The sequence below is a fragment of the Bacillus sp. FSL K6-3154 genome, assembly GCF_040869395.1.
GTDB classification, from domain to species: domain Bacteria; phylum Bacillota; class Bacilli; order Bacillales; family Bacillaceae; genus Bacillus; species Bacillus safensis.
Genome location: NZ_CP152033.1, coordinates 2,939,508 through 2,955,878 on the forward strand (window position 1 = coordinate 2,939,508; position 16,371 = coordinate 2,955,878).

Annotated in this window: 19 protein-coding genes; 15 read left to right on the plus strand and 4 right to left on the minus strand. The window is 37.6% G+C overall.

Translation table 11 applies throughout. The features are described 5' to 3' along the window. Nucleotides 1-18: 18 nt before the first annotated feature. The gene (locus MHH61_RS15165) at nt 19-465 is read right to left on the minus strand and encodes a MarR family winged helix-turn-helix transcriptional regulator (protein WP_039177872.1); all 447 of its coding nucleotides are present in this window, start codon (nt 463-465) and stop codon (nt 19-21) included. Nucleotides 466-885: 420 nt separating this feature from the next. Next, nucleotides 886-1,305 (minus strand): stress protein, encoded by a 420-nt coding sequence (locus MHH61_RS15170; protein ID WP_125586371.1) that lies wholly within the window; start codon nt 1,303-1,305, stop codon nt 886-888. A gap of 165 nt (nt 1,306-1,470) precedes the next feature. Here MHH61_RS15170 and MHH61_RS15175 point away from each other — a divergent pair, with 165 nt between their 5' ends. From MHH61_RS15175 to MHH61_RS15200, 6 genes are all read left to right on the plus strand, one after another. Next, nucleotides 1,471-2,301 carry a sialate O-acetylesterase gene (locus MHH61_RS15175; protein ID WP_125586369.1) on the plus strand — a complete coding sequence of 277 codons (831 nt, stop codon included), beginning with the start codon at nt 1,471-1,473 and terminating at the stop codon, nt 2,299-2,301. 123 nt (nt 2,302-2,424) lie between these two features. Beyond that, entirely contained in the window at nt 2,425-3,084 is a 660-nt protein-coding gene (gene catA / locus MHH61_RS15180; protein ID WP_125586367.1) for a type A chloramphenicol O-acetyltransferase, read from the plus strand. A gap of 197 nt (nt 3,085-3,281) precedes the next feature. Next, a complete protein-coding gene (locus MHH61_RS15185) occupies nt 3,282-4,400 on the plus strand; it encodes a tetratricopeptide repeat protein (protein ID WP_076840888.1) in 1,119 nt (372 codons plus the stop codon). Further along, nucleotides 4,390-4,566, plus strand: a complete 177-nt coding sequence (locus tag MHH61_RS15190) for a hypothetical protein (protein ID WP_041105897.1) — start codon at nt 4,390-4,392, stop codon at nt 4,564-4,566. The genes MHH61_RS15185 and MHH61_RS15190 overlap by 11 nt, the downstream gene beginning before the upstream one ends. A gap of 109 nt (nt 4,567-4,675) precedes the next feature. After that, a complete protein-coding gene (locus MHH61_RS15195; protein ID WP_076840889.1) occupies nt 4,676-5,506 on the plus strand; it encodes an SMI1/KNR4 family protein in 831 nt (276 codons plus the stop codon). Nucleotides 5,507-5,929: 423 nt separating this feature from the next. After that, entirely contained in the window at nt 5,930-6,826 is an 897-nt protein-coding gene (locus tag MHH61_RS15200; RefSeq protein WP_076840891.1) for a macrolide 2'-phosphotransferase, read from the plus strand. Nucleotides 6,827-7,137: 311 nt separating this feature from the next. Here MHH61_RS15200 and MHH61_RS15205 read toward each other — a convergent pair whose 3' ends face one another. Further along, complete coding sequence (locus MHH61_RS15205; protein WP_125586365.1) at nt 7,138-8,043, minus strand: LysR family transcriptional regulator; 906 nt, start codon at nt 8,041-8,043, stop codon at nt 7,138-7,140. A gap of 112 nt (nt 8,044-8,155) precedes the next feature. Between MHH61_RS15205 and MHH61_RS15210 the strand changes: the two genes are divergently transcribed. The 6 genes from MHH61_RS15210 to MHH61_RS15235 all read left to right on the plus strand — a co-directional run bounded on the left by MHH61_RS15210 (nt 8,156) and on the right by MHH61_RS15235 (nt 12,122). After that, the gene (locus MHH61_RS15210) at nt 8,156-9,310 is read left to right on the plus strand and encodes a CynX/NimT family MFS transporter (RefSeq protein WP_046310631.1); all 1,155 of its coding nucleotides are present in this window, start codon (nt 8,156-8,158) and stop codon (nt 9,308-9,310) included. A gap of 41 nt (nt 9,311-9,351) precedes the next feature. After that, nucleotides 9,352-9,771 (plus strand): GNAT family N-acetyltransferase, encoded by a 420-nt coding sequence (locus MHH61_RS15215; protein WP_125586363.1) that lies wholly within the window; start codon nt 9,352-9,354, stop codon nt 9,769-9,771. Between the two features lie 128 nt (nt 9,772-9,899). Then, entirely contained in the window at nt 9,900-11,033 is a 1,134-nt protein-coding gene (locus MHH61_RS15220; RefSeq protein ID WP_125586362.1) for a Rap family tetratricopeptide repeat protein, read from the plus strand. Further along, entirely contained in the window at nt 11,023-11,160 is a 138-nt protein-coding gene (locus MHH61_RS15225; protein WP_125586361.1) for an aspartate phosphatase, read from the plus strand. The genes MHH61_RS15220 and MHH61_RS15225 overlap by 11 nt, the downstream gene beginning before the upstream one ends. Before the next feature lie 97 nt (nt 11,161-11,257). Continuing rightward, the gene (locus MHH61_RS15230) at nt 11,258-11,491 is read left to right on the plus strand and encodes a hypothetical protein (protein WP_125586359.1); all 234 of its coding nucleotides are present in this window, start codon (nt 11,258-11,260) and stop codon (nt 11,489-11,491) included. Nucleotides 11,492-11,714: 223 nt separating this feature from the next. Next, nucleotides 11,715-12,122 carry a GyrI-like domain-containing protein gene (locus MHH61_RS15235; RefSeq protein WP_241218546.1) on the plus strand — a complete coding sequence of 136 codons (408 nt, stop codon included), beginning with the start codon at nt 11,715-11,717 and terminating at the stop codon, nt 12,120-12,122. Between the two features lie 107 nt (nt 12,123-12,229). Here the strand turns inward: MHH61_RS15235 and MHH61_RS15240 are convergent, their stop codons facing one another. Continuing rightward, complete coding sequence (locus tag MHH61_RS15240) at nt 12,230-12,577, minus strand: hypothetical protein (protein ID WP_087975684.1); 348 nt, start codon at nt 12,575-12,577, stop codon at nt 12,230-12,232. Between the two features lie 140 nt (nt 12,578-12,717). Between MHH61_RS15240 and MHH61_RS15245 the strand changes: the two genes are divergently transcribed. From MHH61_RS15245 to MHH61_RS15255, 3 genes are all read left to right on the plus strand, one after another. Next, nucleotides 12,718-13,329, plus strand: a complete 612-nt coding sequence (locus tag MHH61_RS15245; RefSeq protein ID WP_056766214.1) for a GlsB/YeaQ/YmgE family stress response membrane protein — start codon at nt 12,718-12,720, stop codon at nt 13,327-13,329. Nucleotides 13,330-13,501: 172 nt separating this feature from the next. Continuing rightward, nucleotides 13,502-14,683 (plus strand): alanine racemase, encoded by a 1,182-nt coding sequence (alr, locus tag MHH61_RS15250; protein WP_056766216.1) that lies wholly within the window; start codon nt 13,502-13,504, stop codon nt 14,681-14,683. Nucleotides 14,684-14,785: 102 nt separating this feature from the next. Next, complete coding sequence (locus MHH61_RS15255) at nt 14,786-16,309, plus strand: kelch repeat-containing protein (RefSeq protein ID WP_056766218.1); 1,524 nt, start codon at nt 14,786-14,788, stop codon at nt 16,307-16,309. Nucleotides 16,310-16,371: the final 62 nt, after the last annotated feature.

Sequence of the window (16,371 nt, forward strand, 5' to 3'; positions counted from 1 at the left end):
GTTATGATTTACCTCACTCTAATCAAAAGACTTAGAAATAGAATCAATAAATAATTCAAAACCATCCACAACTATTTTTTGTTCTGATTCTGATAAATTATTGAGGATACGTTGATAAAATGTAAGGGATTGTTCTCTTAAGCGATTAACAGTAATGTGACCCTTTTCTGTGAGGTGCAGAAAAAGTTCTCTTCTATTTTTTTCATTTACTTCACGATAAACAAGCCCCATTTTTACTAACTTATCTACCAACCTACTTACAGTTGAAGTCTCTAATCTAAGTTTATTGGATAGTTGCCAAACAGTTAATTTTTCCATCTCTAGTTCCTCTAACGCCATCATTTGAGAAGTTGGTAGAGGTTTTTCAAATGGTCCATTGGGCAAATTTTGAGATTCGAAAACCCCAGTTAATATAATCATTTTCTTAATATCTGTTCTTAGTTTTAAGGCATCTTCTCTTTTCAAAAAGGTCACCCTCCTACAATTCATGCATCATACATCAATTGTATTATACATGAATATGATTTTTTCACAAGCTTAACGTAAGCCAATATTCAGGAATGCACAGTATTGCAGCTGATCGAAACACAACTTCTCAAAACGTATAGGCAAAATTAAAACAGACCCTGCATGGTCTGTTTTTTTATGGGGACGGATTGGGGACGAACCCTTTCAGTTTTCTTCAAAAATGCACATTTTTTATCGGAAAGGCTCATCATAGAACCTTATTAAATTAGTCTTTTTCAGGGAAGGTCTGTTTGCTCAGGATAAGGTCATTCACCTTAACTGGGTGAGGTGACGGTTCGATCCAACAGAATTAGAGACCATCGTAAAGAACCCTTCTCTGTTAAAGATTAAAGAAGCAATAAGTAAAAAAATATGAAACTATTTTATTTCCTCATCCATCACTTTCTTATATTTTTCAAACTCAGAATCCTTCATTTCTCCGTTCATTTGAAGCAGGAAGTTCCCTTTTGAATATGTGTGAGAGAAGAACATAGATCCAGCATTTCCTAACTCATCATAATAAGATTTGGCTTGGTTAAGGTCAGTTTCATTTCCAAATTTAAAAATCCTTCCGCCAGCATTTTCGCCTAAAGAAGGAATGAGAATCCTTTTTCCTTCTTCTCTTATATTTCCAAACTCTTTTTGTTCAAGATCAGTTGGTTTTTCTGCTTCAAGCCCAGCACTTTTGAAAGCTTCAATCACGTTATCTGTGGTGAGCTGTTTTTTAGTAGATGCTGCACTGCTACAAGCTGTTAACAATAATAAACATGTAAAAAATAATACAAAACATTTCTTCATAGTCGATCCTCCTGATTGATAGTTGCATAAGGATCTTACAATAAGTAATTCCTTTTTACTATCCTTTCGACAAAAGTAGACAAATATGAAAAACAAAGGAAGGGTAAAATGATAACGTTCAGATGAATATATATTTGATAGAATATTTAGCGAGGGGAAAAAGATATGAAGTCATTTTTACTAATTGGACAATCAAATATGGCGGGGCGCGGCTTCAAACATGAAGTTCCTCCGATTTATAATGAAAGGATCATGATGCTGCGAAATGGTAGATGGCAAATGATGACTGAACCCATTCATTTTGATAGGCCGGTAGCTGGCGTAGGACTGGCGGCTTCCTTTGCGGAGGCTTGGTGTAAGAATCATGAAGGAGAGAAGATTGGCCTGATTCCTTGTGCAGAGGGAGGCAGTTCCATTGATGAGTGGTCGCCGGATGGAGCATTATTTCGTCATGCTATAAGTGAAGCTAAATTTGCAAAGGAAAATAGCGAATTGGCAGGGATATTATGGCATCAAGGAGAAAGTGACAGCCAAGATGGGAAATACAAAGAATACGATGAAAAAATACGAAGATTATTTCATGAACTAAGAACTGAATTATCTGTACCTAACATTCCGCTTGTAATAGGAGGTTTGGGCGATTTCTTGGGAAAAGTGGCATTTGGCGCAGGATGTGTGGAATATCCACTGATGAATGAGGAACTTCAAAAATATGCACATCATCATGAAAATTGTTATTATGTTACTGCCAAAGGCCTTGCGCCTAACCCAGACGGAATTCACATCAATGCGATGTCCCAGAGAATTTTTGGTATAAGATATTATGAAGCATTTCGAAAAAAAGAACATATACATGAGCCAATAACAAATGAACATGAGTTAGTGAATGAATGTCATAATAGAATGAATACCTCAGCGGAGAAAACATATATAGCACTAGAAAAATTCACGTTAGGCAAGATGACTTACGAAGAGTTGCTGCAGGCTTTATCGTAGGTAAAACTCATGGTAGACTTTGAATGGACAGAAACACATATCTCTTGAAAGGATGATTGTGGTGGTGAAAACAGATAAAGTCTCCTCCTGAATACATGAAATCACATTCAGGAGGAGATAAAAATGTTTAAACAAATAGATGAAAATTATCCTAGAAAAGAGCACTTTCATCATTATATGAAGGTAACCCGATGCTCATATAGCCTGGTGATCGATCTAGACATCACGAAATTGCATTCAATATTAAAAGAACAAAAGCTAAAAGTATATCCTGTGCAAATTTATTTGTTAGCAAGGGCTGTGCAAAAAATACCGGAGTTTCGGATGGATCTAGTAAACGATGAGCTTGGTCACTGGGATCTTCTCCATCCTAGTTATACGATTCTAAATAAAGAAACAAAGACATTTTCAAGTATTTGGACGCCTTATGACGAAAACTTTGCTCAGTTTTATAAAAGCTGTGTAGCTGATATTGAAGCTTATAACGAAAGTAACAAACTATTTCCGAAACCTCATATGCCAGAAAATATGTTCAATATTTCAAGCCTGCCTTGGATTGATTTTACTTCTTTTAACCTTAATGTATCTACAGATGAAACTTATTTACTGCCGATATTTACGTTAGGCAAATTTAAGCTGGAAGAAGAGAAAATTATCTTGCCAGTCGCCATTCAAGTCCATCATGCTGTTTGTGACGGTTTTCATGTCGGTCAATATGTGGAATATTTGAGGTGGCTGATAGAACATTGTGACGAGTGGTTAAACGAGTCATTGTATACTTAATTTTCAAAAGGTGTAGTCATTTGATTTTTAGAAAAAAGCAGACTTTTGCAGAGTCTGCTTTTTTCTGTTGTGAGAAGAAATATGTAAAATCACGGTTACTCAATTGTTCTTTTTGCGGTTTCTTTTCGGTGCCTTGAAAACTTAAACATGTGATAATAAATGTAATATAAGGGAAATTAGTGGAAGGGGAATAAGGGATGGAGAAAGTTCTTTCTTCACATGTAGGTGTGAAAATCAATGAATGGTATAAAATGATTCGGCAATTCAGTGTACCTGATGCAGAGATTTTGAAAGCTGAGGTAGAACGAGAAATTGAGCGAATGGAAGAGGATCAAGACCTGCTCATTTACTATCAATTGATGTGTTTTCGACATCAGCTTATGCTCGATTATATTAAACCTTCAGAAAAACGATCGCCTTCTGTTTCTGATTTGGTTGATAAAATCGAAAATTCAAATCATCAACTTTCTGGTATGCTGCAATACTATAATGCTTTTTTTAGAGGAATGCATGAGTTTAGTAAGAAAGAATACATACAGGCTATCCAATATTATAAGATCGCTGAAAGGCAGCTCGCATTGGTGGTCGATGATATTGAGCAAGCGGAGTTTCACTTCAAGGTGGCTGAAGCCTACTATATTATGAAACAAACTCATGTTTCTATGCATCATATTATAAAAGCCTTAGACATCTATAAGCAGCATGAACAATATAAAGTTCGCCAAATACAAAGCTTGATTGTTATTGCAGGAAATTATGATGATTTCAAGCGATATGACAAGTCATTAAAGCATCTAAATACAGCTTTTTCTATAGCAGAAGAGCTCGCCGATAATATGTTAATTGCTAAAATTCTATTGAACATAGCGAATACATATGATCGACAACAAAAGTACACTGAAGCAATTATACGCTACAGAGAAGTTTTAGACATTATTACACCACGAAGTATTGAAATAAAACCAATCACCCTATTTAGTTTAAGCTGGTCGTTGTATAAGTCTAGTCAACATGATGAAGCCGCTCCACTCGTAGAAGATGGTCTTAAGTGCTCCTTAGAGATAAATGATTCGTTGTGTTTGATGTTATTTAAAGCTTTAAAAGCGATTTATATAGATGCTAATGAGAAAGCAATTCAAGAAGTGCTAGATTATTTTGAGGAAAAGCAACTATATGTCTATGTCGAGGTATTTGCTCAAAGTATAGGATTATCTTCTGAAAAAAAGGGGGACTTTGAAAAAGCTGTCGAATATTATAAAAAGGCTCTTAAAGCTCAAAATGATATTCAAAAAGGAGAGTGTCTGTATGATTATTAAAAAATTACTAGTCATTGTTTCCATTGTATTGTTAAGTGTTTCAACAGCAGAAACTTTGAAACTCATTGAAACAAAATCAATTCGGAATACAACTATGGAGGAACATCAAAAATCAAATCGAAACACGACTATGATTGATCGAAATACAACCTCTGAAAACGTATAGACAAGATTAAAACAGACTTTAATAGTCTGTTTTTTTATGAAGTAGAATGAGCAAATGAACAGTTGGTCAATGTTATACTTATCTCAATAGATATAGGGAGGCATCCACTTTGAAACCTTTCTGGGAGAAAGAAGAAGAGAGTCCTTTCACGTTAGAAAAGATAGATGAGGAAAAAATTCGTGAAGCAGAGGGAAGACTTGGTGTCACTTTACCTGATACATATAAAAAGCTCATTTTAGAATGGAACGGTGGTTTTACAGTTCGTAATGCTTTCCCAACTGAACAGCCGAATTCATGGGCTGAGGATCATGTTCAATTTGACCATTTAAGAGGAATCGCCAAAGATGATGGCATCATGAATAGTCTTCAGTTAAGTGATGAATTGGAGCTGCCTGAGGGACTTGTAATCATCAGCGGAGAAGAAGATACATGGATCGCAATGGATTATCGACAAACGAAAGAACATCCTCCTATTCACTATTTTGATTTAGAAATGGGAGTCGATTTTAAGCTGGCGGATACTTTCGATGATTTTATTGAGCAGTTATATACAGCTGAAGATGTGATGGTCGAGGTAGTAGAGATTGATGAGGAATCCTCGGATTTGTATGTCAGTAAAGAAGAGCTTGAACAAATTTTTGAGAGACAAGACCTTCGTCAGCAGAATCTCTTTAAAATGGCACATTATCCGATGGAAGAAATTGAAGAGATTGAATGGTTTTTCGATCGTATGAAACAATGCATCAAACAGATAAAAGATCAACATGTTTTATATGAAGCAGCGACAACGATTCACTCCATCCTTCTGTTAAACCCGGATATGCAAAGAAATGACCTCATCAATCAAGAGCTGAAAGAAATAGCGGAGTTCCTAGAAAATAGTGGTGAGCCTAATACCTCTTTTTTGGGAGAAGACATTCATCCAGTGAAAAAAAGATAGTGAAAGAATAAAAGCCCCTGAAAAGGGCTTCTTTTTGTAATCTTATTGAAAGTCATATTTAAATAAAGTATAGTAACTTTATATGATAAAGAGGAGGATGGTTAAAGATGATGCATGCAGGAAGATTACGCCAGCAAACTTTGAACAATCAGTAATTTCATATGTTCAAAGGCTCTGTTTTCATCAAACGGAGTAAACGGGGTAGTCTGCACATTTTTAATGATCTTCAGCGGGAAAGTATGCAATTTCACTAGAAGACAGGCAGATAATTGTTCTGTCTTTTTTGTATGTTTTTTAATACAAAGAATGGCATAAGTCTAGCTTTGTTTACTCTGACCACATAAAGTAGCCTTTTGTGGTTTTTTGTGATGATATTCTTGATGCCTATTGATCATGACTAAATGAGCAATTGGAGGAATGAATATGAATAGATTAGAATTAAAGCAGTTAGCCAATCATCACGGATTAGACATTTCAGAGAATACCATTAAAATAAATGAATCAGGTGTTGATTTTCGTGTCGCGCATGTCGAAGATTTACATGGTGATCAATGGATATTAAGAGTGCCTCGCAGACCTGAATCAATGAAACATACCTTACAAGAAAAAAAGACATTAGATCATATGAGTAAGCAGGTTCACTTTCAGGTCCCTCAGTGGTCTATCTTTTCAGAAAGTCTGATTGCTTATAAACAATTAGAGGGGGTACCGGCGGCTAGTATTGATGTGGAGAAGGAATCGTATGTGTGGAGTTTTGACCAAACGAAAGTACCGCAAGCTTATTATGAATCATTAGGAAGAGTTTTAGCGAATGTACATTCCTTAGATCAACAGCCATTTAAAACGATCGGTGTGGAGATGCTCAGTGCTCATGAATTAAGAGGATCAATGAAACAGCGAATGGAACGTGTCAAATCGCAATACACCATTAACAGCGGTTTATGGGAGCGCTGGCAAGAATGGCTAGCTAAAGATTCTTTATGGCCGCCTTTCGTGGGAGTGAAGCATGGAGATTTGCATCCTGGCCACATTCTGATTGATGAAAATCAATGTGTGACGGGTGTGATTGATTGGTCTGAAGTGGGGGTTGGTGATGTATCTGCAGATTTTTTGTCGCATCAACTTCTCTTTGGGAAAGAAGGATTAACAAAACTTATCCATGCGTATGAAAAAGCAGGCGGGAGAACTTGGCCAGGAATGGATGAACATATAATAGAACTTCTGACGACAAGTGCGATCACTGTGGCCGAGTACGCACAGAGATCAGGATTGAAAGATATGCATGAAACTGCAGCATACATGTTGGCAAACGAAAGCTAATCAATCAGAACGAATCCAAAAAAAGCCCTGAAAAGGGCTTTTTTTAATCTAATTCATGAAAAACTGTTTGAGTTGATCAATGAAAACGGATTTGGATTTTCCTTTTTTATAAATGAACTCGATATTGATGTTGAACAAATGATTCAGCATCTTCGTATGTGTAGTTTTCCCAGGATTGAAATATTGCAATTGTGGGATTTGCTCGGTATTGATAAAACGCTTCAATATCCTGTCTATCGAATTGGCGAATAACAACTCGGTTTGTTCTTGTAAATATGCTGTTTGCATTCTTCATGTGTTAACCTCACTTTTTAGTTTGTTCTTGATTTGAAAAAGTCTATCAGCCATTCAGATAGCTGCTGTTGTGCTTTGCTGACAAATCGATCTGCATAATAAATTAATTCCAAGTGCCGGACAGGTGCTGGATCAGCAATAGGAATCGAAACAATATTAGGCCACATCGAATGTTGATTTAGTAATCCTCTTGGCTGAATGGTTGCACCGATGCCGGCTTCAACCAGCTGCAATAGCGAAAACGCGGACCCAACCTCCATGGCGGTGTCCAGTTCAACACCCTGTTCTTTACATACGTCATCTACTAAATCCCTTCCTAGATATCCCTTCGGATACATGACCAACGCACGGTGAGTCAGCTCTTTTAATGACACTTCGCTCTTTTGGGCCAAATCACTTTCTGAATGAACAAATAATTCGTAAGGCTCACTTCCAAGTGGAATTTGAACGAGACGCTTATCCGCAGGCCCTCGCAGTCCGATGCCGAGATCCACTTTATGCGAAAGGACTTCTTCACGAACGAAGATATTTGAATATGCCTTTAGATTGGTTTCTGGATAAAGAGTTTTAAATTCTACAAATAGTGGCACCAGCTGAAAATCAAGATCTGAAGGGAGTACTGCGAGACGGACGGTTCCTCGTTTTTCCGATAATAGTTCTTTCATCGCATTTTTTGCATCTCTTTCAGCTTGAAGCATTTTCACGCCATATTGATAAAGCAGCGAACCAGCTTCGGTAGCAACGACCTTTTTGCCGATTCGATCAAAGAGCGGCATCCCAACTTCTGCTTCAAGCAGTCGAATTTGCTGGCTAAGTGTAGGCTGTGATATGCCTAGCTGCTCAGCGGCTTTTGTAAAATGCAAATGGTTGAATACAGCCATAAAATAGGTAATATGCCGGGTATCCATATGTCCACCTTTCATAGATGATAGTCTTTTCCTATCATCATAATACGATTTATTGTATTGATCAATGAATGCGGCAGATTTATACTCAAAGTAACCTTAACAAGATGAGAGAGAAAGAAGGGTATTGATGAAAAAAATATATTATTTAGCCGCTTTATTTTTAGCCGCTTTAAACTTACGTCCGATCATTACGTCCGTGGCTTCCATGATGAGCATGATCCAATCAGAGCTTGGCGTAAACGCACTGACAGCAAGTCTTTTGACCACTTTGCCTGTCCTTTGTATGGGAATATTTGCTCCCGTTGCAACGATACTCAGCCGGCGTTTTGGTTTAGAGAGAACGCTGTTTTTCTCGATTCTTCTGATCACGATTGCCACTGCACTGCGTGGTACTAGCCAATCGGTTGCTATCCTGCTCATGACTGCGTTTGCTGGAGGGGTAGGGATTAGCTTCGCAGGTCCTTTATTGTCTAGTTTTATTAAAAAATATTTCCCGAGAAATCCTGGTATTGTCAGTGTGTATTCAATTTCGATGACAATAGGTGCAGCGCTCGCTTCCGGTTTCACGATTCCGATTTATCTACGCAGTCAGCATCATCTTCCATTTGCATTGTCCTGCTGGGCTATTCTAGGGGTGATCGCCCTTATTCTATGGATAGGTTTAGCTCGCAAAAATGAGCAGAGTGATCTTGTAACGTTGCCGTTAAAATTGCCGCTACGAAACAAAAAGGCCATTCAATTCACCTTGTTCTTTGGCTTTATGTCCAGTATGTTTTATTCTTTGACGGCATGGATTTCACCGATTGCTCTTAGTTTTGGAAACAGTCCGCAATATGCTGCCATGCTCTTGACCATATTTACACTCATTCAGATTCCGGTGGCACTACTCGTTCCAGCGGTCGTTACTCGGTTAGGAAAACCGAAATTATTTCTCATCTTATGCAGTCTGTCTGAACTCATTGGCCTTATCTTTCTTCTTCTGCCAATGCCGATCTTGCCAGCCGTCATTTTCCTAGGTATGGGTGCCGGGGGGTTATTTCCTTTAGCTCTTATGCTCCCGATTATGGAGACGAGTACTCCGGAGGAAGCCGGAACCTGGTCCGCGATGTCGCAGATGGGCGGGTACATCGTGGGTGGATTCGGTCCGTTTTTCATTGGCTTGGTTTTCGATTTAAGCGGACATTTTTATGCTTCCATTGTGGCAATGCTTGTCATTGTCTCGTTAATGATTGGCGTTCAGTTATCAATGAAACTTGGTAGAAAAGAAGAAGTGTCGAGTTAAATGATGCAGCTTCACATTTCAATAAAAACGGGGGAAATCTATTGCTCATTCGAGAAGCAAAAACGATCGATTATCCACAATTAAGACAAATCTATTTAGAATCCCGGCGCCAGAGCTTTCACTGGCTCAATCCAGAAGAACTCCATCTGCAAGATTTTGATCAAGATACGCAGGAAGAGCAAATTTTCTTAGCTGAGGAGAACAATAAAATCCTTGGATTCATTTCTCTATATGTACCAGATCGTTTTATTCACCTTTTGTTTGTACATCCAGAAGCTGCTGGTCAAGGGGCTGGCGATCTGCTGCTCAAACAAGCGATAAAAGTTTTAGGAACACCGGTCACCCTCAAATGTGTCTCCGAAAATCACAAAGCTTTGTCTTTTTATCAAAAAAGAGGCTGGAAGGCTGTTGTAGAAGAAGGAGAACCTGGGGCGAAATACTGGGTGCTTATTTATGAATAGAAGTCTTTTTATCTTATCATTCACGGGCCCTTTATAGGGCTTTTTTGCGGTTTCTTTTCGGTGTCGAATGGTTCATAAAATGATAATATATGTCATTATAGGGGAAATAGAGGAAGGGGTAAGGGCTGATGGAGAAAGTGCTTTCTTCTCACGTCGGTTTGAAAATCAATGAATGGTATTATCATATTCAAAGATTTAACGTACCGGACGCCGAAGCATATAAAGAGGAAATCAAATCAATGCTTGATCATATGGAAGAAAATCAAGATTTATTATTGTATTTCTCACTCATGGAGTTCAGACATAAATTAATGCTTGATTACTTGAATCCTTTAGAAAATGGGAAAGAGCGGGCCAACTTCAAGGAGCTCGCAATGAAGATCAAAAGGGACCAAGAGAAATTAACAGGATTGCTCGAGTATTACTTCAATTTTTTCTACGGCATGTACGAATTTGAAAACTATGAATACCTAAATGCGATTACCTTCTATAAACGGGCAGAAAAAAAGCTGTCTCTTGTCAGCGACGATATTGAACGGGCCGAGTTCAATTACAAGATGGCTGAAATCTATTACCACATGAAACAAACCCACATGTCCATGCACCATATCGCACAGGCGATACAATGCTATCGAGAAAAAGATACATACACTGTAAGAGAAATACAATGTTCTTTTGTGATCGGATTAAACTATATAGATATGGGCTGCCCCGAAAAAGCAATACCCCATTTTCAACACGCACTAGAAAAAGCCGCCGACAACTCAACAAAACGATTAAAAGGATCAGCACTCTATAATTTAGGGTTGAGTTATTTTCATCATAATGAAATAGCCCAAGCAATTATTCATTTTAATGACTCAATTCGAGCATTTAGAGAACAGGGATACGAACATTTAAATAGAATCTTAGACCCGCTCATTATGTTGTCAAAAGCCTACTTCAAAAAGAAAGAACAGGATTTAGGTATATATGCTTTAAATAACGGTATAGAACTATCTGAAAAACTGAAAGACCATGTGCTGTTATTGATATTCAAATTTTTAAGATCACTATACGTTGAGAACAATTTTGAGCAGTTGGAAAAAATAATGGAATTGCTAGAAATAAAGTCAATGTATCCTGATCTTGAAGATTTAGCAAAAGATGCTGCAAAATATTATAATGAAATGGGAGATAAAGACAATGCGATGCTTTTTTACGAGAAAATTCTTTATTTCCAAACTCAAGTGAAGCGGGGGGACTGTCAGTATGAAATTTAAAACGTTAACAGTCGTATGCGTGATGATTAGTATGATCAGTATTATTGGTTATTTTACATCTGAAGTGACAGCAAGTCATGATGAAGCTAGGAGAGGTCATACTGCAAGTATCGGTTATACTGCTTAAATAAAAAGCCCCTTAAGGGCTTTTTATTTTAAGACGGAATATATGCTATGAATAAAGAATATTTTTTCCATAGAAAAGATATTGAGGAGGAAGTAAAGTGACAATGTTAAAATCAACATTATTTCGAAGGATTTTCATTATATCTTTTGCTTTAACCTTTATGATTAGCCTGTTCAATATGGCTGTGTTTCCAGGGACGCCAGCGTCTTATTATGTTGGCATGGTTTGTAAGATGTTGTTTATCAGTTTGTTAAATGGTTTGTTTTTCGGAACAATCATCTATTTAATTGGCGTCTTTCTCGATGCTAAATCTTCAAAGGAAAATCAATAACAAGTGAGCGGCAATAGTCCGTTCTTTTTTATTTAAAAAATTTGATATCTAATGGAGAAAATGAGATTACTTCATGTATGATATAGATCGCAAATCCTCCATATGTATTTTCCATCATACATTACATTATTTTTAATATCCTACTGCATTCTATTTTAAAGGATGTTACCGTTGTTTGTAAGGAATGATTGGCCAGTCTTCCAATACGAGTTGGAGGGAAATCATGAATTACAACATTGAAATGTTAACGAATATGAAAATGGTGTATATGAGAAATATCGGATCATATGGCAGCAAAGAGAATTTTGAGATGATGAAGAGATTTAAAAAATGGATCAAGCAACATCAATTAAATGATGAATTAAAGGAATATGGTATATATGGTGTTCCTCAAGATGATCCTGGAAAAATTCCATCAGAAAAATGCAGATACGACCTCATGCTTATGACAAATAGAGATTTCACAAAAGATCAAATGGTTCAGACTGGCCATTTTGAAGGAGGAAAGTATGCTGTGTTTACGGTGACACATACAACTGAAAAAGTGAATTTGTTTTGGAGACAATTTGCCTCAAATGATCCAAAACAATCGATTAAACATGCGTCAGGCACCTATAATGGAGAGATATAAAGAAGAAGAAGGCGAAGATAAGGTGTGTGAATTCTTACTGCCTATCTTTTAAACACTTTATCAAACTGCAATGAAAACAGACCTCATATGGTCTGTTTTCATGAGTATTATATGTTTAAATATTTTAGGACTCGTTCCTTTAAATATCGGTATTGATCCTCATTCGTATCTTCAAATGCTTCTTCTCGATTTGAAGGTACATCCATATAAACGATTTCCTCAGAGAATTGTGAAGAAGTAAAGTCGATTCTTGTTCCATTCACTACGTTGTAAAAGTGCCATCCGTTGGGTAATGCGGTTTTGTTTATTTTTCCGCCTAAAAGATCATGGACGACTAAAGAAGTGACACCGCATTGTCCATTGGCCGGGTTGTCTTTACTCCATTTTGAACTAGATTGAGAGGACCAGGCTTTAAAAAGAGCATCAATGATTTCGTCTGTCGTGTAGAGGTTCATCATAAAAATCCTTTCTATTTAAAAGCGAAATGAATATAGTATCTGTTTAGTCTATAGTAGATTTTTTTTCGATCAAAATCCAGATGCTATACTTGATTAAACCAATATAACAATGAGGGTCATGACAGGAGGAGCATGGAGTGATATTCATCATAGGCATTGTAATCGCTTTTATTGTTGCTATTTTAGGCTTTACTATTTTCGTAGATGTAGGTAATGGGCTGGGAACGGTTTTTAGCATCATCGGTGCAATGGTCATTTTATGGATAGCGGGTAGGCTGCAAAGACAAAAAGAAAAGAATGATCCAAACATATTATTAGATAAAATGATGATGCTTTTTCAAGAAGACGGTTTTCAGGCTTCCACATACCTTTTTTCACAAAATGTTGATAAAGGCTTTGCGATTGATGATGAGCGAAAGGTAATGCGCTTTATTACACACCAACCTGGCGGCTCATCTCGAAAATTCAGGTTTGAAGTCACTGAGCTTTCCTTGAAAGAGTTGAAACAAGTTGACATGTTAGAAGATGGTGTGCCGATTGAACAATCTGTTGAGATTGATAATAATGAAGAGATCTCGACACTTGAATTGAGATTAACTATGAATGATCAGGAATCATCAACGATCACGCTCACCTTTCTGACATTTGATGTGCCTGTTCGTAAGAGCACTGCCGAATATTTGACTGAACGAGAAAATCTGGAAGAGATTTATCATGAAATTGATTCAATGATGAAATCTGCGGATTAATGAAATGCCTGTTCATAAAGAAGAAATCACCATTTGAGGTGGTTTCTTTTTTTATGTCAATCAAGACAAGGCTGGTTCAATCATTGCGGTTGAATGTTTTTCTCAAAAATGAATAAAGATAGACTAGACACGAAAACGAACATTGATATCGAAATGACTGGAGGAAACATACATGCAAAAGCTTTGCAGGGAAGTCTGGATCGAGGTCAATCTTGACGCGATTAAAAGAAATATTGAAGCCATTCAAGCGCATATTCCAAGGAAAAGTAAGATCATGGCTGTCGTAAAGGCGAATGCTTATGGACACGGTTCAGTTGAAGTAGCGCGGCAGGCACTAGAAAGCGGTGCGACAGAGCTTGCGGTTGCCAGCTTGGAAGAAGGCATTGTATTGCGGAGAGCAAAAATTGAAGCACCGATTCTGGTCCTTGGATTTACCCCGCTCGACTGTGTGAAAAGGGCTGCAGCCTGGAGAATTGACCTATCCGGCCTTCGAGAAGACTGGATTGTTCAAGCAAATGAGATCTTAGCGGAAGAAGAAAGTCAGCATCGCCTTGGGATTCATATCAATGTTGACACAGGGATGGGACGATTAGGTGTACGGACAAAGGAAGAGCTGTTAGAGGTGGTAGAGGCGCTTGAAAAGAGTGAAAACCTGAGGTGGGATGGAATATTTACGCATTTCTCCACTGCGGATGAGCCTGACCCTGATTTCACACTGCTGCAGCACAGCATTTTTATTGATTTTCTTCGTTTCTTAAAAAAACAAGGCATTACACTGCCCACAGTACATATGAACAATACAGCGGCTGCTATCGCGTTTCCTGAATTTAGCGCAGATATGATTCGGCTCGGCATCGGGCTATATGGACTGTACCCTTCGCAATACATTGAGAGTTTAGATGCTGTTCAGCTAGAGCCCGCTCTCAGTTTAAAAGCAAGGATTGCGTTCGTGAAGGAAATGGTGACAAAGCCAAGAACCGTCAGCTATGGGGCAACCTATGTAGCAAAACCTGATGAAGTGATAGCAACCATACCAATAGGTTATGCAGATGGGTACTCACGTGCTTTATCCAATCGAGGATTCATGCTTTTCCGAGGAAAACGAATGCCGATTGCTGGCCGCGTCACAATGGATATGACCATGATCAGTTTAGGAGAAATGAAAGCAAAGCAAGGCGAAGAAGTCGTCATATATGGTCGTCAAAAGGGCGGAGAAATTTCTGTCGATGAAATCGCCGAAATGCTCAATACGATCAACTACGAAGTCATTGCCACCTTAAGCCGCCGCGTCCCAAGGTTTTATCGTCGCGGCGGAAAGATTATTAAAATATCGACACCGGTGATGTATGTGTGAGGATTTCATCAAGAAAATGGATCAATAATAACCTTTAATGATAAAAAAAGTAAAAACAAGGACGATAAAAGGAGGGAATGTCATGAACTGGAGGAAGAAAAAATGAAAAAAAGGTTTTTACTATTTATCTTGGTACTTCTTTTAATAAGTACCATTAGTCCATTCAAAGCGAATGCAGCTCAAAATTCAACTGGATGGACGAAACGAGCTGATTTACCAGAAGAACGTATTAATGCTGGTGTGGGAGTTGTTGATGGAAAGATTTATGTGTTTGGTGGAGCAAGTGAAAAAAATAAATTAAACAACCAAACTTTTATGTATGACCCTAAGAAAGATGTGTGGGAAGAGAAAGCAAGTATGCCAAGATATAGAACAGGTGGAACATATGCTACTGTAGGTAAAAAAATCTATTTAATAGGCGGGATTAACGAAGATACTAAAGTAGCTTATAATACGATTGATATTTATGATGCAGAACTTGATCAGTGGGCTGAAGAACCGATTCAAATTCCAAGAGATCCTGTATTTTCAGCTTATAGCAAGGGAACTTTGTACGCAGTTGCAGTGAAAGAGAATATATATATTGTCTCTTCAAAAAACTCTTATAAAAATAATGTCTATCAATTCAATACTGCCACTGGTGAATGGAAGAGCTTGGACTCATCGGCTTTACCATCTCGAAATGGGAGAGCCATTTCTGCAATTGACGGCAAAATATATGTTGCAGGTGGAGAAAATTCGATTGGGCATAGTAGAGAAAGATCTTTGTTCCAGTATGATATTACAACAGATAAATGGAGTAAATTAAAAGATAGTGACTTAACTTCATATGTATTTGAACCAGCCTACGAAACATATAATGAGAAATTCTTCGTTATTGGTGGACAGCGGACTGGTGATCGTTCAAGTGAAATGCTGAATAAAGTTCAAATTTTCAATCCGAAAGATGGTCAATTTAAAAATTCAGCGTATGATTTACCAGAAGGTAGAGTATCAGCTGTCGCCGCAATAGTTGATGATCAATTGTATGTCATTGGCGGACGTAACTATTCATATTATATGGGGAATTTTTCTGCAAAAAGTGATTACAAATCAGTGATTTCTATTCCATTAAGTGACTTGCAAATAACTGAAGATGAAGCAAAGCCAGATGAAGATGCAACAGAAGAACCAAAAGATCAGGACGGAACAAAACCTGTTGATGGGTCTACGGAAGAACCGAAAGATCAGGACGGAACAAAACCTGGTGATGGATCCACGGAAGAACCGAAAGATCAAGATGGAACAAAACCTGGTGATGGATCCACGGAAGAACCGAAAGATCAAGATGGAACAAAACCTGGTGATGGATCCACGGAAGAACCGAAAGATCAGGACGGGACAAAACCTGGTGAAGAAGCAACAAAAGGTATACTTTCAATTACGATGATAAATGGGCTTCAAAAGGATTATTTGCTTTCAATGAAAGAAATCAACGATTTTCTTAACTGGTATAAAGAAAGAAGCTTTGGAATTGGTATGAACTTCTATGAAATCAATGATGAACACAATAAAGGTCCTTTCACAAGTAAGAAGGATTATGTCGTGTACCAAAATATCTTAATGTTTGATATCAAGCAATACTGAAATTCATAAATTGTAAAGCTGCTGATAAGAGATCAGCAGCTTTTATTTTGATAAAATTGTTA